Here is an 18915-nt window from a genome sequence, read left to right as displayed (position 1 = left end):
ACATGCGACCGGCCCGCTGGCGCACAACTTTAGTGGACGGTTCTGAGCCTGGCCGCGATGATTTGCAGGCCATCCGATGCAGGGCACGGCAAAAGCCGGCGTGAGATGGAAACTGACGCTCCTCATTTTGGAGAGATCGGCGCTCCTAGAGACTAGAGCGAGGGTGGCCTGTTGCCAGTGAGTGCAGCGAGGCGAGGCGGCCCACTAAGCCGTCCTTAAGCCGACCTCATCCCATGCCGTAAGCCTTCCCGCAGACAACAAAAAACCCGCCGTGAGGCGGGTTCTTTGTAACGCGTTGAATTTCAACGAAATTCTGGTGGCTATGGGTGGACTCGAACCACCGACCCCAGCATTATGAGTGCTGTGCTCTAACCGGCTGAGCTACATAGCCGCGCGAAGAACCGGCAATTCTGGGCATCGGCCCGTGGCTTGTCAATCGATGCGCGGCGGGTTGAGGCTGCGGCCGGGGCGTGGCACATTCGGACCCAGTAGATTTTCAGGAGTCCGCGTCGTGATCGATCCGGACGGTTACCGACCCAACGTCGGCATCGTGCTCATGCATCCGGAAGGCAAGGTCTTCTGGGCGCGCCGCGTGCGCCGCGACGGCTGGCAGTTCCCGCAGGGCGGGATGAACACCGACGAGACGCCGGTGGAAGCCATGTACCGCGAACTGCGCGAGGAGACCGGGCTGCTGCCCGAACACGTCGAGATCCTCGGCGCTACCCCCGGCTGGCTGCGCTACCGGCTGCCGCCGCGCGCGGTGCGCCGCAACGAGCGGCATGTCTGCATCGGCCAGAAGCAGGTCTGGTTCCTGCTGCGCCTGGTCGGCGAAGAGCGCCACGTGCGCCTGGACGTGACCGATACGCCCGAGTTCGACCACTGGCGCTGGGTCGACTTCTGGTACCCGATGGAGCACGTGGTGATGTTCAAGCGCGGCGTGTACGCCCGGGCGCTGGGGCATCTGGCGCCGATGGCGCGGGTCGTGGCCGGCGCGCAGGCCGTGCCGCAGCAGCGCCAGGAGCGGCGGCCGGGCGAAGGCCAGGCGCGCAGCTCGCAGCGTCCGCGCGCCCGGGCGGGCCGGCGGCGCGAGGGTTCAGGCCCGGGCACGCCTGCAAATTGACAATCATTCGCATCCGCGATTGAATGGCATCGGGCCGGTCCGGCCCGCCGCCGTCCCGCCATCGCCGTGTACGTCTGCATCTGCAACGGGGTCACCGACCACCAGATCCGCGAAGCCGCCGCCAACGGCTGCAGGACCGTGTCCGAACTGACCATGCGCACCGGCGCCGGCAGCACCTGCGGCAGCTGCCTGGACATGGCCGCCGACCTGCTCGATGCGCACCACGCCAGCGTGGGGTTCCCGCTGCCGCTGCTGGGCGCCGCCCTGGCCAACGCCGCCTAAGGGCGCACCGCCCGCGCAGCGCGCGGGACTGATCACGATTCGCGTTTCCTCACGGCCTCGTGTCGGTCGCTATCCTGCGCGTCGATTCTCTGCGCATGGATATGACGATGAAGGGCGACGCCAAGGTCATCGAGTTCCTCAACAAGGTCCTCTACAACGAGCTGACCGCGATCAACCAGTACTTCCTGCACGCCAAGATGCTCAAGCACTGGGGCCTGAAGGAACTGGCCGAGTACGAATACAAGGCATCCATCGACGAGATGAAGCATGCGGACAAGCTGGCCGACCGCATCCTGTTCCTCGAGGGCCTGCCGAACTTCCAGGCGCTGGGCAAGCTGCGCGTGGGCGAGAACCCGCGCGAGATGCTCGAGTGCGACCTGGCGCTGGAGCTGGAGGCGCTGCCGGTGCTGCGCGAGGGCGTGTCCTACTGCGAGACGGTGGGCGATTACGTCAGCCGCCAGCTGCTGGTGGACATCCTCGATTCGGAGGAAGAGCACGTGGACTGGCTGGAAACCCAGCTGGACCTGATCGGCCGGATCGGCGAACCGAACTACCTGTTGACCAAGCTCGACGACTGAGCCGCGGCCGGCGCGCCCTCCAGGCGCGCCAGATAGTCCTGCAGCGCCACCCGGGCACGCGCGAACTCGGCGATCACCAGCGCCACCGCCACGGCCGGGCGCTCCAGGCGCGCCTCGCGCGCGCCCAGTTCGATCCGCTTGGCCGCGGCCGACAGGGCCAGCGCGCCGAGATTGGCGCTGGAGGACTTGAGCGAATGCGCCGCCGCGCGCATGGCTTCCAGGTCGGGCGCGGCCGAGGCGGCCTCCAGCTCGGCGATCAGCCGCGGCGCGTCCTCGAGGAAGACCTGGATGATGCGGCCGGTGTCCGGGCCGGTGAACTCGACGAGCTCGTCCAGCAGCGCGGTGTCCAGCGCGACCGGGATGCCGAGCGCAGGCGCGCTGGGCGGCGGCGCAGGCGACGGCGGCGCGGCGGACACGGGGTTGCCCTCTGAGACCGGAACCGCGGGGAGCGCGTCCGCACTGGGCTCGTTGCTTGGGGTGTCCGAATCCGAGGCTTCGCCGACCGGCGGCAGCCAGCGCACCAGGCATTCCTCCAGCAGCGCGCGCGAGACCGGCTTGGACAGGTAGTCGTCCATGCCGGCGTCCAGGCAGCGCTGGCGGTCGCCGGCCATGGCGTTGGCGGTCATGGCCACGATCGGCAGGCGCGGCTGGCCGCGCTCGGCCTCGCGCTCGCGCCAGCGGCGCGTGGCGGTATAGCCGTCCAGCAGCGGCATCTGACAGTCCATCAGCACCAGCGGGTAGCGGGTGCGCTCCATCTTCTCCAGCGCCATCACGCCGTTGTGGGCGTGGTCGGCGCGGAAGCCCAGCGACTCGAGCATCTTCTCGGCCACCGCCAGATTGACCGGGTTGTCCTCGACCAGCAGCACGCGGCGGCCGTCCACGGCGATGGGCTGCGAAGCGTCGGCGGCGGGTCCGGCGCCGGCGAACGGCTCCGGTTCGGGCAGGGGCAGCGGCTGCTCGACGTGGACCGGCGCGCTGGCCGGGGCAGTGGGGGGCTTGGGGATGGTGCTCAGCAGCGCGCGCAGGTCCGATTCATGCGCCAGGCGCGGCAGCGAGGTCGCGCCGACGCGCAGCTCCTCGGGTACCGGTTCGTCGCCGTAGAGCCAGACCAGCTGGGTGCCGGTCTCCTGGGCGAGGCGGCCGATCACGCGGTGCAGGGCGCGGGCGCTGCTGCGCATGCTCGGGCTGAGATCGGCCACCACGGTGTGGAAGCCCGCGGTGTTGGCGCGCAGCCGTTCCAGCGCCTCCTGCACGGTCTCCACGCACTGCAGGGAGGCGTTCCACTGCGGCACCAGGTTGGACAGGCGCGAGCGCAGCCGGCCGTCGGCGCTGACCAGCAGCACGCGCGCCTGCGCCGGGCGCGCCGGCGCGGGCAGGTCGCCCAGCGCCTTGAGCAGCGGGATCTCGAACCAGAAGGTCGACCCGCGCCCCAGCTCGGACACCACCGCGATCCGCCCGCCCATCAGGCCGACGATGCGCTTGCAGATGGCCAGCCCCAGGCCGGTGCCGCCGAAGATGCGGGTGGTGGACGCATCGGCCTGGCTGAAGGGACTGAACAGCCGTGCCTGCGCGTCGGGGTCGATGCCGATGCCGGTGTCGCGGACCTCGAAGCGCAGCAGGTGCTGGGCGCCGGTCTCGCCCAGGCGCCGGGCGACCAGCGTCACCGAGCCGCGCTCGGTGAACTTGATGGCGTTGCCGATCAGGTTGGTCAGCACCTGGCGCAGGCGCAGCGGATCGCCGCGCACCGACAGGCGCACGGTCGGGTCCAGCTGCAGGCCAAGGCGCAGGCCGCGGTTCTCGGCCGGGCGCTGCATCAGCTGCATGACCTGCTCGAGCACCTCGCGCAGGTTGAAGGCGGTGTTCTCCAGCTCGAGCTTGTTCGCCTCCAGCTTGGAGTAGTCCAGGATGTCGTCGACGATGCGCAGCAGGGTCTGCGAGGAAGCGGTGGCGGTCAGCAGCAGCTGGCGCTGGTCCGGCGCCAGGGCCGAGCGCGAGAGCAGTTCGAGCATCGGCACGATGCCGTTGAGCGGGGTGCGGATCTCGTGGCTCATCGTGGCCAGGAACTCGCCCTTGGCCAGCACCGCCGATTCGGCCGCCTGCTTGGCCTTGATCAGCTCACCCTCGACGCGGCCCAGGCGCTCGACCTCGCGCTGGGCCATCTGGCGCTCGGACTCGGCGATGGCCGCGCGCGCGTCGGCGGCCTCGATGTGGCGCGCGACCGCATGCAGCAGCACCAGCGTGGCCACGGTGGCCAGCAGGGCGGCCACGCCCGAGGAGAAAGCCACCAGCAGCCACGGGCCGGGCACCATCGACAGGTCCAGCCACAGCGAGACCAGCAGCAGCACGGCCGCGGCGGCGGCCAGCCAGGACATCAGTGCCGCACGTCCTGGCGCGGCGACCACTACAGCACCGCGTTATGGAAGTCGAAGCCCAGGTCCTCGCCGACGCCCTGCACCAGGTTGCCCTGGATGAAGTCGACGCCGCCCATCCACATGGCCGCGGCGGCCTGCGGGTCCTCGATCTGCTGGCCGATCACCAGCAGGTTCTGGCGGTGCGCCAGGTCGATGGTGGCGCGCAGCTGGCCGCGCAGCGCGGCGTCCTTGTGCGCGCCGGCGAAACGGCTGGAGACGCGCAGATAGCTCAGCGGCAGCAGCGAGAGCAGCGCCTCGGCATCGGTGCCGGGCTCGAACTGGCTCAGGCAGAACTGTACGCCGGCCTGCATCGGAGCCTGGCAGAAATCGCGCAGCGCCACGGTGTGAATCAGCGCGTCGGACAGGCGCAGGTCCATCACCAGCGAGGACGGCTCGATGCCGCGGCGGCGGATCTCGCCGATCAGCCAGTCGGCCGCGCCAGGGCGGTTCAGGGTCAGCGGCGACTGCGACACGAACAGACGCAGCTCGGCGCCCTCGACCTTGCGCTTGGCGATCAGGTCCAGCGCGCGGGCGATGATCTGGCGGTCCAGATCGACGATGTCGCCGGACAGCTCGGCCGCCGGCACGACCTGGGCGGCCGGCAGCAGCGTGCCGTCGGCCTGGCGCAGGCGCATGAGCACCTGGAACTGGGCCTGGTCGCCGCCGGCCACCGACACGATCGGCTGGAACAGCAGCTCCAACGTGGTGTCGGCCAGCGAGGCGCGGGCCTGTTCGCTGGCCGAGGGCGCCGGCACGTGCGCGGCGACGTGGCCGGGCTGGCTGCGCGCGGCCACGGCGGCGTGCTCGACCGCCTCCAGCGCCGCATCGCGGTCGGCGAAGCCCAGGGCCAGCTCGGAGTAACCGATGATCGCGCGCAGCTGGATGGTCTCGCTGGCGCGCACCGGCAGCGACACCTTGGCCAGCTGGTCGTGCAGCGAACGGGCGAAGCCCTCCAAGGCCTCACGCGGCAGGCCGCGGGCCACGGTCAGGAAGCTGTTGTCGTTCAGGCGCGCCAGCGGATGCGGCGCGGCGAAGCCGGACAGCTGGCGCGCGGCCTGCGACATCAGCTGCTCGAAGGCGGCATAGCCGTAGCGGTCGCGCAGACCCAGGGCGCCGGCGATCTCGATGAAGAACAGGCCGCCGTCGGCGTGTTCCTCCAGCGCCGAGGCCAGCTGCTGCTGGACGTAGGCGCGGGTGTGCAGGCCGGTCTCCGGATTGACGTCCAGCGGGGTCTGGTTGACCTCGGGCGCGGCGCTGGTCAGCACCTGCACCGGCAGGCGCTGGCGCATGCGGCGGATGCGGTTGGACACCGCGGCGATCAGGTGGCGCGGGCGGATCGGCTTGTTCAGGAAGTCGTCGGCGCCGCTGTCCAGCGCGTCGTACTGGCGTTCCGGATCCGGATCGCCGGTGAGGAAGACGATCGGCAGGTCCAGGTACTCGGGGCGCTCGCGGATGGCCATCGTCAGCGACATGCCGTCCTGGCCGGGCATGTGCAGGTCCATGAGCAGCAGGTCGGGCACGAAGCGCTGGATGCTGTCGATGACCTTGTCGGCCTCCATCTCCACTTCGGCCAGCATGCCCGCGCCGTGCAGCACGCTCTGGGCGAACAGGGCCTGCGGGCGGTCGTCTTCGACGATCAGCACGCGATACGGCGATTCGGCCGGACCGCCTTCGCCCTCCGCCGCGCCGGCGGCCGGGGGCGCGCCCGCGCCGCCGGGCAGGCCGGCGCCAGCGCCGTTATCGGACTCTGCTTCGGCGCTGGCGGAGAGGGCCGGCACGTCGTCGGTCCAGCGCCGCCAGTAGTTCGGCGGCGGCATCTCGGCGCGCACCAGCGGGCGCGGAGAAGAAGATGACGAAGACGTGGGGGACGGCGGTGCGGGCATCGGGCTTTCCGGCGTGACTGATGTCCATTATGCGACGGACTGCCGTTAAAACGGGTTCTCGACCCGCTTACGGCCGCGATGCGGCCGTGGGTGATGAACGGGGTCGCAGGCGTCGCCACACCGCGCGGGCGATCCATCCCAGCACCAGCGCGATGGTCAGGCTCAACACCACCGCCACCGACAGCGCCAGCCAGGGATGGGCCAGCGCCAGGGCCAGGCCGCCGGTCACCACCACGTCCTCGGCGAGCGAGGCGGTCCAGTTGCTGACCGGCTCGGGCGAGGTGTTGAGCAGGGCGCGCGAGCCGGCCTTGAGCAGATGGCTGGTCAGCGCCACGCCGGCGCCGGCCGCCAGCGCACCGGTGCCCAGGTGCCCGTCGGGCGAGAGTGTCGCGGCCGCGAGGAAGGCGCCGGCCGGCACCCGCGCCAGGGTCTGCAGCAGGTCCCAGACCGAATCCACGCCGGGGATCTTGTCGGCGAAGAACTCGGCCACCGCCAAGGCGCCGGAGGTGCCCAGCACCCACCACGACTGGGTGGCCTGCAGCGCCGGCGGCAGCTCGACCCAGCCCAGCAGCCCGGCCAGGCCGATGCCGAACACGGTCAGGTAGGCGCGGATGCCCGCCATCCAGGCCAGCAGGATCCCGATCACGAACAGATGTGCTTCGGTCATGGCCAACACGCTCTAGACTGGGGGCGACGGGAGGGGAGCGCGCGTCCCGTCGGGTCATCGCCAGTATAGGTCCCGCCGGGGCCGCGTCCGTGCAGGCGCGCGGGGGCGGTGCGTGGACCGTGCCGGCCTTCCTTGCCAACGCCGTGTCCGCCATGCACTCCACCATTCCGCAGTACCGCATCGTCCGCGGCCGCCAGGGCCGCCGCCTGCCGTGGCGGCTCCTGTTGGTCCTGGGCTGGCTCGCCTCGCTGGCGCTGGTCGCCGCCGCCGTCCTGTGGCTGACGCGTCCGGCCGGCCTGGACCAGCTGCGCCAGCGCGCGGCCAGCGCCGAGGCCGCCGAGCGCCAGTCCAGCCGCGAGGTCGCCGAGCTGCGCCGCCGGATGGTGGTGCTGGAGCAGTCCGACCGCATCAGTCGCGCGGCCAACCTGGACCTGCAGGACACCCTGGCCCAGCGCGAGACCCAGATCAACGATCTGCGCAGCGACCTGGCCTTCTACGCACGCCTGGCCGGCCCGACCGCCCAGCGCACGGACCTGACGGTGTTCTCCTCCAGGTTCGCCGCCCAGGGCGACGGGGCCTTCGGCTACCGGATCGTGCTGACCCAGACCCTGGACCGTGATGCGATCAGTACCGGGCAGATGCAGCTGGCGGTGGACGGGGTGCGCGCCGGCCGCCACGAGACGCTGGACTGGGCGCAGCTGCACACCGGCGGCGAGTCCGCGCCGCAGGCGTTCTCCTTCCGCTATTTCCAGGAGCTGTCCGGGCGCATCGTGCTGCCGGCCGGCTTCACCCCGCAGCGCGTGCGCGTGACCCTGCAGGCGCCCGGGCGGGCGCCGGTCGAGCGCGCGTTCGACTGGGCCCCGGCCCGCGGCTGACCGCAGTCCCCTTCCTCCCACGGAGCGTCCATGTTGAAGAAGAAGAGCAGCTGGCACGACGGCCAGGCCGTCGACACCCTCATCGGCGCGCAGGTCGTGCTGCATGGCGATCTGCAGTTCAGCGGCGGGCTGGTGGTGGAGGGCCGCATCCACGGCCGGGTCTTCGCCGCGCCCGGCCAGCCGGCCACGCTGACGCTGGGCGAGGCGGGCCTGATCGAGGGCGTGGTCGATGTGCCGGTGGTGATCGTCAACGGCCGCATCGAAGGCGACGTGCGCGCCACCGAGCGCGTAGAGCTGGCGCCCAGGGCGCGGGTCAGCGGCAACATCCACTACAAGGTGGTGGAGATGCGCGCCGGCGCGCTGCTGGTGGGTCAGCTGATGCATCTGGCCGAGGGCGAGCCGGCGCAGGCTGCGGCGCCCGTGCCGGCACAGCTGGACGCGCTGCCGGAGGCCGCCAACGCCTAGGCCGCGCAGGTGGACCTCGGCCCTGTTCATAACGGGCCGACTAAGCTGACCCCATGTCCGCGAACGATCCGCCCAACGGCGCGCCGCGCCCGGCGTCCGAAGGCCCGCATCTGCTGCCCGTCAGCCGCGGCGCGCGGCTGACGGTGTATGCGCTGCTGGGCGTGCTGGTGCTCGCGCTGGGCTTCGGTGCCTGGGGCCTGTGGACGGTGTTCGCCCCGGGCGCGCGACAGGCGCCGACGGCGGCGCAATGGCAGGCCACGCAGGGCCGCGTTCATGACCTCGAACAGCAGGTCGCCACGCTCTCGCGCTCGGACCAGATCAGCCGCGAGGCCAACCGCGACCTGCAGGCCACGCTCAGCGACCGCGAGGAACAGATCGCCGGCCTGCGCGCGGACGTGGCCTTCTACGAGCGCTTCGTCGGCGCCACCGCGCAGCGGCGCGGCCTGGCGGTGCACGAGCTCAAGCTACAGCCGCAGACCGACCAGGCCTGGCACTTCACCGCCACGCTCACCCAGAACCTCAACCGTGGCGCGGTCAACCGCGGCCGCCTGCAGCTGAGCGTGGAGGGCACGCGCGCGGGCAAGCTGGAGACGCTGGACTGGGGGCGGCTGCGCCAGCAGCCGCAGGCCGACGGGATGGCGTATTCGTTCAAGTATTTCCAGCAGATCGAGGGCGAGATCGTGCTGCCGCCGGACTTCAAGCCGCTGCGCGTCACCGCGCGCCTGCAGCCGGACAACAGCGAGCGCGTGGACCAGTCCTTCACCTGGGCGCAGGCCGCCGGCGCGCAGGACGATGCGGCCCAGCCCTCGGGTTGAACTGACATCGTCCTGGCCCCATCCTTGCCGTCATGAGCACGCTCGTCTCCCTGCCCAATGCGACCCCGGCGCCGGACTACCAGTCGCTGGAGCGTCCGCTCAACTTCACCCATGCCGCCGCGGCCAAGGTGCGCGAGCTGATCGCCGAGGAAGGCAACGCCGACCTGGCACTGCGCGTGTACATCGAGGGCGGCGGCTGCTCGGGGTTCCAGTACGGCTTCGAGTTCGACGAGAACCGCGCCGAGGACGACGTGGCCGTGCGCACCGACGAGGTCACCCTGCTGGTCGATCCGCTCAGCCTGCAGTATCTGATGGGCGCCGAGGTGGATTACACCGAGAGCCTGACCGGCGCGCAGTTCGTGATCCGCAACCCCAACGCCAAGACCACCTGCGGCTGCGGCAGCAGCTTCAGCATGTGATGCCGGCCGACGCGGGCGGCGCACGCACGCCGTTGCCTCTTCAGACCGGACCCTTGTCCGGTTTTTCGTTCGTGGCCGAGCCATTGGACCGCGCCGATGCGCTGCGCGACGACGCGCGCGCGCTGGCCGCGCTGTGGCCGCAGGCGCGGGTGCTGGTGATCGACGCCGACGGGCTGGCCTACGCCGATCGCCACGGCGAGCTGCTGGCGCCCACCGGCGAGCAGCTGGGCGGCGGGCCGGGCCTGGCGACGTTCTTGGGGCTGCGCGGGGAGGTGGCGTGGTTCGCCATCTCGGCCGACGTGGTCGCCTTCCAGGCGCCGGGCCGGATGGAGCTGCGCCAGGCCGCCAGCGACTGGGCGCATGCCGATTCGACCGCCTTCGCCCAGGCGCGCGCGCTGCTGCACTGGCAGCGGCGCACGCGGTTCTGCACCGTTTGCGGCGGCCGGCTCGAACTGCGTCGCGCCGGCTATATCGCGCGCTGCCTGCAGTGCCGCGCCGAGCACTACCCGCGCGTGGATCCGGCGGTGATCGTGGCCGTCAGCGACGGCACGCGGCTGCTGCTGGGGCGCCAGGCGGCGTGGCCGGCGCAGCGCTACTCGGTGGTGGCCGGTTTCGTCGAGCCGGGCGAGAGCCTGGAGCAGACCGTGGCCCGCGAGGTGCTGGAGGAGACGCAGGTGCGCGTGCGCGCCGCGCGCTATCTCGGTTCGCAGCCGTGGCCGTTTCCCGGCGCCCTGATGCTGGGCTTCGAGGCCGATGCCGAGCCCGACGAACCGCGCGTCAACGGCGAGCTGGAGGACGCGCGCTGGTGCAGCGTGGACGAGGTCGGCGCGGCGCTGCGCGGCGAGGGCGAGCTGCTGCTGTCGCCGCCGCTGTCCATCGCCCGTGCGCTGATCGCGCACTGGCACCGCAAGATGACGGCCTGAGCCGCCCGGCGTCGATCGCTCTAGAATCGGCGCCACGCAAGGGAGCCTTCGAAATGTCGATCACGCTGGTAGCGGTCGTGGTGGCGGTGGTGCTGGGCCAGCTGGCGCCGCATGCGGTGAGCGCGTACCGGCGCCACGATCTGTACGCGCGCTGGTTGCACTGGCTGCAGGTGCGGCTGGGCGGCAGCGGGCTGTGGACCGGTCCGGCCGGCGCCGCGCTGGCGATCGCGCCCTGGCTGCTGCTGGTGATCGTGGTGCAGGCCTGGCTGCATGCGCCGCTGCTGGGCCTGCTGGGTCTGGTCTTCGGCGTGGCGGTGCTGGTCTGGGCCTGGGGTCCGCGCGACCTGGATGCCGACGTGCGCGCGGTGCTCGAGGCCGAGGAGGCCGCCGGGCAGCGCCTGGCGATGGCCGAGCTGGGGCCCGACAGCGACGACGCGCCGGGCCTGGTCGAGGCGGTGTTCCGCGCTGCGCTGACGCGCTGGTTCTCGGTGGTGTTCTGGTTCGCGCTGCTCGGCCCCGCCGGCGCGGTGCTGTACCGGCTGTGCGCCCTGTCCGCGCGCGGCCCGGCAGCCGACACCCTGCCCGAGGCGCACCGCGCCGGCGCCGCGCGGCTGCTGACCCTGCTGGACTGGCCGGTCGCGCAGCTGATGACGCTGTCGATGGCGCTGATGGGCAACTTCGATGCGGTATTCCAGGCCTGGCGTGGCGCCGGTGGCAACCGCTGGCGGCTGGACACCGGCTTCCTCGGCGCGGCCGCGCGCGCCAGCGTCAGCGCCGAAGTCGCCGAGGAAGTGCAGGACTACCTGGACGACGGCGTGCCCCCGCCGCCGCAGCTGCGCGACATGCCCGAACTGCGCGACGCGATGAGCCTGGTCTGGCGCATCCTGCTGCTGTGGCTGGCGGTGATGGCCTTGCTGGTGATCGCGGGGTGGGTGAGCTGAAGCGCGGCATGCCGCGCTTCAGCGAACGCCCGGCCAGGGATGGCCGGGCCGGACAATCCGTAAGGCAGCCAAGCTGCGCCATGGACGGCGATGCGGCGGATAATCGAAGTGCAATGGCTTGCGCGGCATGCCGCGCTTCAGCGAACGCCCGGCTGCTGCGATACGTTGGCCAGCTCGATTCCGCGTGCCGGCTTAAGGTAGATCACAAAAAATCGTCGCTCCCGCGAAAGCGGGAGCCCATGGACGTTGTGCGGTCTGGACGAATGTCCCTGGATCCCCGCGTTCGCGGGGATGACGAGAAGAAGGATTTCCCGCGAACGGCGCAGGCATCCGAACGGGGTGAGCGCTTGCTCGCGCTGACCTCAGGCAATGTCAGCGCTCAGGCCGTGCCAGCACTCAAGCCGGCGGCGCCAGCAGCGTGAAGGGAAACCACGGCAGATTGCGCAGCAGCCAATAGGCGGGAATCACTACCAGCCACACCCGCGGATCCATCGCCCAGCGCATGAGCGGCTGCAGCACGCGCGGCTGCCAGCCCCACGACCAGAACAGCATCATCGGCAGCAGCGGCAACATCAGCATGCCCAGCGGATTCATGTGCAGGGCGGTGGGCAGGTCGCCCTGCAGCAGGGCGTGCAGCGCGCGGGTCATGCCGCAGCCCGGACACCACAGGCCGGTGAGGCCGTGGAAGACACAGCGAGGCAGCAGATTGCCCGGCTGGTTGGGATCGACCACCCGCAGTACCAGCGCGCCAGCGGCGACCAGTGGAACGGTTGCCGCCAACAGGAGGACGCGCGGGCGCGTCAGTGCGATCACTGGCCGGCCTGCGCCCGGATCTGCTGCATCATCAGCTCGTAGTTGGCCATCGCATGGCCGCTGGCGAAGTTGTAGATCATCAGCACGATGCCGATCGCGGCGAACACCGTGGTCACGATGCACCAGGTCTTGGCCGTCTGCGAGGCGCGCTGGGCACCGGCGAAGTCGCCCGCGGCCAGCAGGCTGTTGACCTTGGCGGCGAACACGATCGCCACGATGCCGGTGATCAGGCCCGGGATGCCGCAGCACAGGCACAGGCTGAAGACCGTGGCCAGGATCGCCCACACCAGGTGATTGGGCACCGGGCCCGGCGCGGCGGCCTGCGGCGGCGGGGTGTAGGGAGGCGGCGTATACGGCGGCGGATCGGACGGCGGCGTCGGCGGGCCGGGCGGCGGCGGAATCGTGCTCATCTACTCATCTCCCCAAGGGTTGGTGGCTGGAGTCTAGTCCAGCGTTGTGATCCTGCGAACCCGCTGTGCCTTCAGGCCGCATCGCCGCGCAGTGCGCGTACGCGGGCTTCGAGCTGCTCGGCGCTGCTGTCGGCGGGCATCGGTGCGCCGGCGACCACTTCGATGTGGGCACGGAAGCGGCGCGGCAGGCGCATGCGGTGCAGGCGCGAGTCGCGATGCGACCACATGCTGGTCCACATGCCGCGCAGCGCCATCGGCACCACCGGCACCGGGCGGCGTTCGAGGATCTTCTCCACGCCGGACTTGAACGCGGCCATCTGCCCGTCCTTGGTCAGCGCGCCCTCTGGGAAGATGCCCACCAGCTGGCCGTCGGCCAGCGCCGCATCGATCTGTTCGAAGGCCTCCTGCATCAGCGCGGGGTTCTCGCGCGCGCCGGCGATCGGGATCGCCTTGGCGTTGCGGAAGATCCAGCGCATCACCGGGATGTTGAAGATCTTGTAGTACATGACGAAGCGCACCGGGCGCGGGATCGCCGCCGAGAGGATCAGCGCGTCCATGTAGCTGACGTGGTTGCACACGATCAGCGCCGGGCCCTCGTCGGGCAGGTGGCGCTCGATGCCGTGCAGGCGCAGCCGGTACAGCGCGCGCACCATCACCCAGCTCAGGAAGCGCATCAGGAACTCGGGCACGATCGAGAAGATCCAGATCGCCACCACGGCGTTGGCGATGGCCAGCGCCAGGAACACCTGCGGGATCGACCAGCCCAGGAAGCGCTGCACCGCCACGCCCAGCACCGCGGCGATGACGATGAACAGCGAGTTCTGGATGTTGACCCCGGCGATCACGCGCGAGAGCTCGCTGCGCGGCGTGCGGCTCTGGATCAGCGCGAACAGCGGCACCACGAAGAAGCCGGTGAACAGGCCGATGCCGACCAGGTCCATGCAGATGCGCCAGCCGCCGTGCGCCTGCAGGAACTGCATCACGCTCAGCCCGCTCTGCGTGGCCGCGCCCGGGCGGGCGAAGTACAGGTCGAGCATGAAGGCGGTGATGCCGAACGCGCCCAGCGGCACCAGGCCGATCTCCACCACGCGGCCGGAAAGCTTTTCGCACAGCAGCGAGCCGGTGCCGGTGCCGATGGAGAACAGCGCCAGGGCGAAGATGTACAGCGAGGGCGTGCCGCCCAGGTTGACCTCGGCATAGGTCGGCAGCTGCGCGGTCAGCACCGTGCCGATGAACCAGAACCACGACACGCCCAGGATCGCGTTGCGCACCGCCAGCTGCTTGCGCGCCAGACGCATGATGGCCAGCGATTCGCCCAGCAGGTTCCAGTTGAGCTTGAGGTCCGGCGCGCCTGCTTCCACGCGCGGCACCTTGCGCGCGACCAGGTTGCCGGCCACCGCGAACACGATCACCGCCGTGGCCGCGGTCACCGGCCCGTGCGTGCCGGCGATCTGGAAGATCAGCCCGCCGAAGATCATGCCCACCAGGATCGACAGCGAGGTGCCCATCTCGACCAGGCCGTTACCGCCGGTGAGCTCCTCGGGCTTGAGCACCGAGGGCAGGATCGAATACTTGACCGGACCGAACAGCGTGGACTGCGTGCCGGTGCAGAACAGCGCCACCAGCAGCACGGGCAGGTTCTGCGTCAGGAAGCCGACCGCGGCCAGCGTCATGATGCAGATCTCCATCGTGGTAGTGATCACGATCAGCCGCTGCTTCTCCAGCTTCTCGGCGATCTGCCCGGCGATGGAGGAGAACAGGAAGTACGGCAGGATGAACAGCGCCGGCGCCAGATTGGTGTAGAGCGTGCGCTGCTGGGCATCGATGCCTAGGTAGAACAGCAGGCCGATGATGGCCTGCCGGTACACGTTGTCGTTGAAGGCGCCGAAGCACTGGACGGCGAAGAACGGCAGGAACCGGCGCTGCTTGAGCAGCGCGAACTGGTTGTGGCCCGAGGACATGCGCGATTCCGTGCGAGAGCTGGGGCGCAGCCTAGGCCATCGTGGTGGGGTTGGGGAAGCGGGGATTGAGGGGAGCGGGGATTCGGGATTGGGGAGTTGCATGGGGCGCGGCAGGGGTAGAGCGCGTGCCGCGAGGTGAGCGCTATTGATCGCTGAAGCGCTCTTATGGGCGCAACCGTCTCTTCCGCGCCACATCGCGGCCTCCTGGTAGAGCGGAGCTTGCTCCGCTGCCTTTCGGCCGGGTCAATCGGGAAAGCCCCAGCGGAGCAAGCTCCGCTCTACAGGTGGGAGGCGCCGTGGCGGCGAGGGGCCTTACCGGGAAAGCCTCATCGCCGCCATGGCGGCTCCCACAAAGCTCTGCCCCGTCCCTTTCGCGAAGCGAAGGGAGGGATGGGGAGAGGTTGCTCTTAGGCGGGCGCCGCGCTGGCGCCGGGTGTGCTGGGCTCGGACGCGGGGCCGCGGATCACCTCGTCGGCGGCGGCGCGCAGTTTGGGCAGCAAACGCAGGATCAGGGCCAGCTGGGTGCGCAGCAGGCGCTGCTTGTCCTCGATGTCCTCGGGCATCTGTTCGAGCGTGTCGGCCAGCTCGGCCACGCCGGCGTCCAGGTCGGCCGGCGGCGGCTGGCGCGCGGACAGCGCGCTCGCGGCCTGGCTCAGCGCGTCGTGCAGGCGCTGGCCGGCCTGGTCGATGAGCGCGTCGTCGGCGTGCGGCGGCAGCGTGGCGCGGTGCGCGCCCAGCGCCGAGAGATAGCCCAGCAGCGTGTTGGACAGCGCCAGGAAGCGGAAGCCCGCATCCAGGTTGCGGCGCAGATAGCCTGGTTCGCGCACCATGTTGGCCAGCGCCGCCGATAGCGCCGCGTCGGCGTTGTGCATGTCGCGCCGGGCGATGCGATAGGCCAGATCGTCGCTGCCGCGGCCGCGGTACTGCGCCAGCACCTCGTCCAGGTAGCGGGTGCAGGCCTGCACCACGGCGGCCATCACCAGGTGCAGGCGCCGGCCCTGCCAGTCGGGCAGGATCAGGAACGAGGCCGCCGCGGCGATCGCGCAGCCGATCACCGTATCCAGCAGGCGCGGCCAGATCAGCAGGAAGCCGTCGCCCAGCAGGTTGAAGCACAGCAGCGCCATCACCGTGATCGCGGCGGTGGCGATCATGTAGCGGTCGGTGCGGGTGACGAAGAACACCAGAGCGCCGGCCAGCGCGATCAGCAGCTGCAGCTCGGTGCCGGGGAACAGTTGCATCAGCGCCCAGGTGGCGCCCAAGCCGACCAACGTGCCGGCGATGCGCTGCACCAGCCGCAGGCGCGTGGCGCCGTAGCTGGGCCGGCAGACGAAGGCGGTGGTCAGCAGGATCCAGAAGCCGTGGTCGGGATGGATCGCGCGCATCACCCCGTAGCCCACCGCCAGCGCGATGGCCATGCGCAGCCCATGGCGGAACAGCAGCGACTTGGGCGTCAGCTGCGCCACCAGGCGCGCGCCCATCTCGCGCAGCGTATGCGGCGAGGCATCGCGCAGGCGCGTGTCGATGCCTTCGCTGGTGGTGTCGGACAGGGCGGTTTCCGACAGCCGCCGCTCGATGGTCTGCAGGTTGGTGCCCAGCAGTTCCAGCGAGCCGAGCAGGCGGTTCCAGCGCGGGTTGTGCTGGTCGCGCAGGAAGGCCAGCGACTCGCGCAGGTCCGCCGTGGCGATGCGCGTCTGTTCGCCGTACTCGAACGGCGTGCGCATGCGGATCGCCACGCCCAGCGCGGCGCAGGCCTTGCCCTGCAGCGCCAGCAGGCGCTGGCAGCGGTACAGCACGTCGCTGTGGAAGAAGGCCTCGGTCAGCGCCTCGTAGGGGTAGTGCGAGGAGCTGGCGCGCTCGTGGAAGTCCTGCGCCATGTAGTACAGGCGGAAGTACAGGCCCGACTGCACGCCGGGCCGGCCCGAGCGCCCGAAGCGCGCCAGGATCGCGGTCTTGGCGCCGTTGAGCGCCTCGACCACGCGCGCGTTCTGCTGGGCCAGCGCCAGCCGGCGCGCGTTGACGTCGACCTCGCGCACCGGCTCGAACAGATCGGCCTTCAGGCGTAGGAAGCGGCCCAGCTCCCAGAACAGCCGCGCCAGCCGTTCGCGCACCGGGCGGTTGGCGAACAGCACCGTCCACAGGATCGACAGCAGCCCGTACCAGGCCGCGCCGAGCAGCAACAGCCCGGTGCCCTGCCAGCTAGCGGCGGTGTGCGCCGGCGCAGGGTTGATGCCATGGTCCATGCCGATCATCGCGTAGATCGACAGGCTGACCGTGCCGGTGGCAATGGAGGCATAGCGCTCGCCCAGCGCACCGAGCAGGGTCAGGGCGAAGGTCGCCAGCGCCAGGCTGATCACGAACAGCAGCGGATGCGGGAACAGCAGCTTGACCGCGCTGGCGGCCAGCACGAAGCACAGCAGCGACAGCAGCACCGACTTGGTCCGGCCCAGCCAGTTGTCGTCGGTCTCGGCCAGGGCGCTGGCGATGATCCCCAGGAACAGCGGCGGGATCCACAGCAGCCGGTCGTGGTACCAGCACAGGCCCATGGCCACCGACAGCGCGATGAACACCCGCAGCCCGTAGCTGGCTTTCTCGTGGGCCCAGAGGCGGCCGAGGCGGGATTCGAAGGACGAGGACATGCGAAAGGAGCAGGCGCACCGGGACGGACGAGACGCCAGTGTGCCGCAAGCCGATGCAACGCAACGTGGCCGGCGCGCGTGGGCCTAGCGGCATCCCGCGTCCGTTCGAGTCCAGACACGGACTCAGCGGGCGGGCGCGGGGCACGCCAATGCCCGCAGTGGCCGGCACGCTTGTCGGTCAGGCGATCGATGCGCCGGCGCAAGATCGGCGTATGCCCATCGAGCCGGCGCCGCAGCGGCTGCCGGCATTGGCGAGCCGCAAAAAGGAAACGCGCCCGGTGGGGCGCGTTCCGTTCAACGCGTCGCGCTGAAGACGCCGGCGCTCAGTCCTGCTCGCGCGCGATCGCGCGCCAGCCGATGTCGCGGCGGTGGAAGGCGTGCTCGAAGCCGATCCTGTCCACGCCGGCATAGGCGTTGGCCTGGGCCTGTGCGACGCGCTCGCCCAGCGCGGCCACGCACAGCACGCGGCCGCCAGCGCTGACCACGCGGCCGTTGGCGTCCAGCGCGGTGCCGGCGTGGAAGACCTTGGCGCTGGCCGGCACCGCGTCCAGGCCTTCGATGACCTCGCCGGTGACCGGCGTGTCCGGGTACGGGCGCGCGGCGATCACCACGCCCAGCGAGGGCCGCGGGTCCCACTGCGCCTGGACCTCGTCGAGCCGGCCGTCGATGGCGGCCTCGACCAGCTCCACCAGGTCCGACTGCAGGCGCAGCATCACCGGCTGGGTCTCCGGGTCGCCGAAGCGCACGTTGAACTCGATCACTTTCGGCGCGCCGCTGGCGTCGATCATCAGCCCGGCATAGAGGAAGCCGGTGAACGGCACGCCGTCGGCGATCATGCCGGCCACGGTCGGCTCGACCACCTCGCGCATCACGCGCTCGTGCACCTGCGGCGTCACCACCGGCGCGGGCGAGTAGGCGCCCATGCCGCCGGTGTTGGGGCCGGTGTCGCCGTCGCCCACGCGCTTGTGGTCCTGGCTGGTGGCCATCGGCAGCGCGGTGCGCCCGTCGACCATCGAGATGAAGCTGGCCTCCTCGCCGTCGAGGAACTCCTCGATCACCACGCGCGCGCCGGCCTGCCCGAAGGCGTTGCCGCTGAGCATGTCGCGCACGGCGGCCCCGGCCTCCTCCAGCGTCATCGCCACGATCACGCCCTTGCCCGCGGCCAGGCCGTCGGCCTTGATCACGATCGGCGCGCCCTTGTCGCGCACATAGGCCAGCGCCGCGTCCACGTCGGTATGCACCTGGTAGAACGCGGTCGGGATGCCGTGGCGGGCGAGGAAGTCCTTGGCGAAGGCCTTGCTGCCTTCCAGCTGCGCGGCGGCCGCGCTCGGCCCGAAGATGCGAAGGCCCGCGGCGCCGAACGCATCGACCACGCCGAGCACCAGCGGCACTTCCGGCCCGACCACGGTCAGCGCCACGCCTTCGTCCTGGGCGAGCTTGAGCAAGCCTTCGATGTCGGTGACCTTGACCGGCACGTTGCGGCAGCCGCGCTCGGTCGCGGTGCCGGCATTGCCCGGCGCGACCAGCACCTCACTGACGCGGGCGGACTGGGCCAGCTTCCAGGCCAGGGCGTGTTCGCGGCCGCCGGAGCCGATGACGAGGATTTTCATTGGGGGGCTGGGATTGGGGATTCGGGATTGGGGATTCGTTAGAAGCAGAGGCGGGATCGTGGGTCTGGAAGGGGCTTCGCTGTTACGAATCCCCAATCCCGAATCC

Annotated in this window: 18 protein-coding genes and 1 tRNA gene; 10 read left to right on the top strand and 9 right to left on the bottom strand. The window is 70.8% G+C overall.

Annotation, left to right across the window (positions count from 1 at the left end; genetic code table 11):
* Window positions 1-314: 314 nt before the first annotated feature.
* A tRNA-Met gene (locus tag EAT51_RS16860) sits at window positions 315-391 on the bottom strand.
* Between the two features lie 120 nt (window positions 392-511).
* On the opposite strand from EAT51_RS16860, the gene EAT51_RS16855 reads away from it, so the two are divergent.
* From EAT51_RS16855 to bfr, 3 genes are all read left to right on the top strand, one after another.
* Complete coding sequence (locus tag EAT51_RS16855; protein WP_130516528.1) at window positions 512-1120, top strand: RNA pyrophosphohydrolase; 609 nt, start codon at window positions 512-514, stop codon at window positions 1118-1120.
* Window positions 1121-1186: 66 nt separating this feature from the next.
* Window positions 1187-1402 (top strand): (2Fe-2S)-binding protein, encoded by a 216-nt coding sequence (locus EAT51_RS16850; protein WP_130516530.1) that lies wholly within the window; start codon window positions 1187-1189, stop codon window positions 1400-1402.
* A gap of 107 nt (window positions 1403-1509) precedes the next feature.
* Window positions 1510-1980, top strand: a complete 471-nt coding sequence (gene bfr / locus EAT51_RS16845) for a bacterioferritin (protein ID WP_130516531.1) — start codon at window positions 1510-1512, stop codon at window positions 1978-1980.
* Here the strand turns inward: bfr and EAT51_RS16840 are convergent.
* The 3 genes from EAT51_RS16840 to EAT51_RS16830 all read right to left on the bottom strand — a co-directional run bounded on the left by EAT51_RS16840 (window position 1953) and on the right by EAT51_RS16830 (window position 6941).
* The gene (locus EAT51_RS16840; RefSeq protein WP_130516533.1) at window positions 1953-4352 is read right to left on the bottom strand and encodes a hybrid sensor histidine kinase/response regulator; all 2400 of its coding nucleotides are present in this window, start codon (window positions 4350-4352) and stop codon (window positions 1953-1955) included. The genes bfr and EAT51_RS16840 overlap by 28 nt on opposite strands.
* A 29-nt stretch (window positions 4353-4381) precedes the next feature.
* On the bottom strand, window positions 4382-6274 hold the full coding sequence (locus EAT51_RS16835; protein WP_130536080.1) for an EAL domain-containing protein: 1893 nt from the start codon (window positions 6272-6274) through the stop codon (window positions 4382-4384).
* A 67-nt stretch (window positions 6275-6341) separates the two neighbouring features.
* Window positions 6342-6941: a DUF4126 domain-containing protein gene (locus EAT51_RS16830; RefSeq protein WP_130516537.1), complete on the bottom strand. Its 600-nt coding sequence runs from the start codon at window positions 6939-6941 to the stop codon at window positions 6342-6344.
* A gap of 152 nt (window positions 6942-7093) precedes the next feature.
* Between EAT51_RS16830 and EAT51_RS16825 the strand changes: the two genes are divergently transcribed.
* The 6 genes from EAT51_RS16825 to EAT51_RS16800 are packed head-to-tail and all read left to right on the top strand — an operon-like array spanning window position 7094 to window position 11379.
* Window positions 7094-7816, top strand: coding sequence for a DUF6776 family protein (locus EAT51_RS16825; RefSeq protein ID WP_130516539.1), 723 nt, complete (start codon window positions 7094-7096; stop codon window positions 7814-7816).
* 30 nt (window positions 7817-7846) lie between these two features.
* Window positions 7847-8281 (top strand): bactofilin family protein, encoded by a 435-nt coding sequence (locus EAT51_RS16820; RefSeq protein WP_130516541.1) that lies wholly within the window; start codon window positions 7847-7849, stop codon window positions 8279-8281.
* A gap of 53 nt (window positions 8282-8334) precedes the next feature.
* On the top strand, window positions 8335-9096 hold the full coding sequence (locus tag EAT51_RS16815) for a DUF6776 family protein (RefSeq protein ID WP_228257980.1): 762 nt from the start codon (window positions 8335-8337) through the stop codon (window positions 9094-9096).
* A 32-nt stretch (window positions 9097-9128) separates the two neighbouring features.
* Window positions 9129-9515 (top strand): iron-sulfur cluster insertion protein ErpA, encoded by a 387-nt coding sequence (gene erpA, locus EAT51_RS16810; protein ID WP_130516543.1) that lies wholly within the window; start codon window positions 9129-9131, stop codon window positions 9513-9515.
* Complete coding sequence (gene nudC / locus EAT51_RS16805; protein ID WP_130516545.1) at window positions 9515-10438, top strand: NAD(+) diphosphatase; 924 nt, start codon at window positions 9515-9517, stop codon at window positions 10436-10438. The genes erpA and nudC overlap by 1 nt, the downstream gene beginning before the upstream one ends.
* A 53-nt stretch (window positions 10439-10491) precedes the next feature.
* Complete coding sequence (locus tag EAT51_RS16800; protein ID WP_130516547.1) at window positions 10492-11379, top strand: hypothetical protein; 888 nt, start codon at window positions 10492-10494, stop codon at window positions 11377-11379.
* Window positions 11380-11775: 396 nt separating this feature from the next.
* Here the strand turns inward: EAT51_RS16800 and EAT51_RS16795 are convergent, their stop codons facing one another.
* From EAT51_RS16795 to yccS, 4 genes are all read right to left on the bottom strand, one after another.
* Window positions 11776-12159, bottom strand: a complete 384-nt coding sequence (locus EAT51_RS16795) for a DUF2752 domain-containing protein (RefSeq protein WP_228257979.1) — start codon at window positions 12157-12159, stop codon at window positions 11776-11778.
* Between the two features lie 29 nt (window positions 12160-12188).
* Window positions 12189-12602 (bottom strand): CD225/dispanin family protein, encoded by a 414-nt coding sequence (locus EAT51_RS16790; protein ID WP_130516549.1) that lies wholly within the window; start codon window positions 12600-12602, stop codon window positions 12189-12191.
* A 71-nt stretch (window positions 12603-12673) separates the two neighbouring features.
* The gene (locus EAT51_RS16785) at window positions 12674-14563 is read right to left on the bottom strand and encodes an MFS transporter (RefSeq protein ID WP_130516551.1); all 1890 of its coding nucleotides are present in this window, start codon (window positions 14561-14563) and stop codon (window positions 12674-12676) included.
* 407 nt (window positions 14564-14970) lie between these two features.
* The gene (gene yccS / locus EAT51_RS16780) at window positions 14971-17199 is read right to left on the bottom strand and encodes a YccS family putative transporter (protein ID WP_130516553.1); all 2229 of its coding nucleotides are present in this window, start codon (window positions 17197-17199) and stop codon (window positions 14971-14973) included.
* 149 nt (window positions 17200-17348) lie between these two features.
* On the opposite strand from yccS, the gene EAT51_RS20355 reads away from it, so the two are divergent.
* Window positions 17349-17510, top strand: coding sequence for a hypothetical protein (locus EAT51_RS20355; protein WP_165421957.1), 162 nt, complete (start codon window positions 17349-17351; stop codon window positions 17508-17510).
* A 12-nt stretch (window positions 17511-17522) separates the two neighbouring features.
* On the opposite strand, the gene purD is transcribed toward EAT51_RS20355, so the two are convergent.
* Entirely contained in the window at window positions 17523-18809 is a 1287-nt protein-coding gene (gene purD / locus EAT51_RS16775; protein WP_130516554.1) for a phosphoribosylamine--glycine ligase, read from the bottom strand.
* Window positions 18810-18915 lie beyond the last annotated feature (106 nt).

The sequence above is a fragment of the Pseudoxanthomonas winnipegensis genome, from assembly GCF_004283755.1.
Lineage (GTDB): Bacteria > Pseudomonadota > Gammaproteobacteria > Xanthomonadales > Xanthomonadaceae > Pseudoxanthomonas_A > Pseudoxanthomonas_A winnipegensis.
The sequence above is the reverse complement of the archived record's forward strand: the minus strand, read 5'-3'. Positions and strand labels throughout refer to the sequence as shown.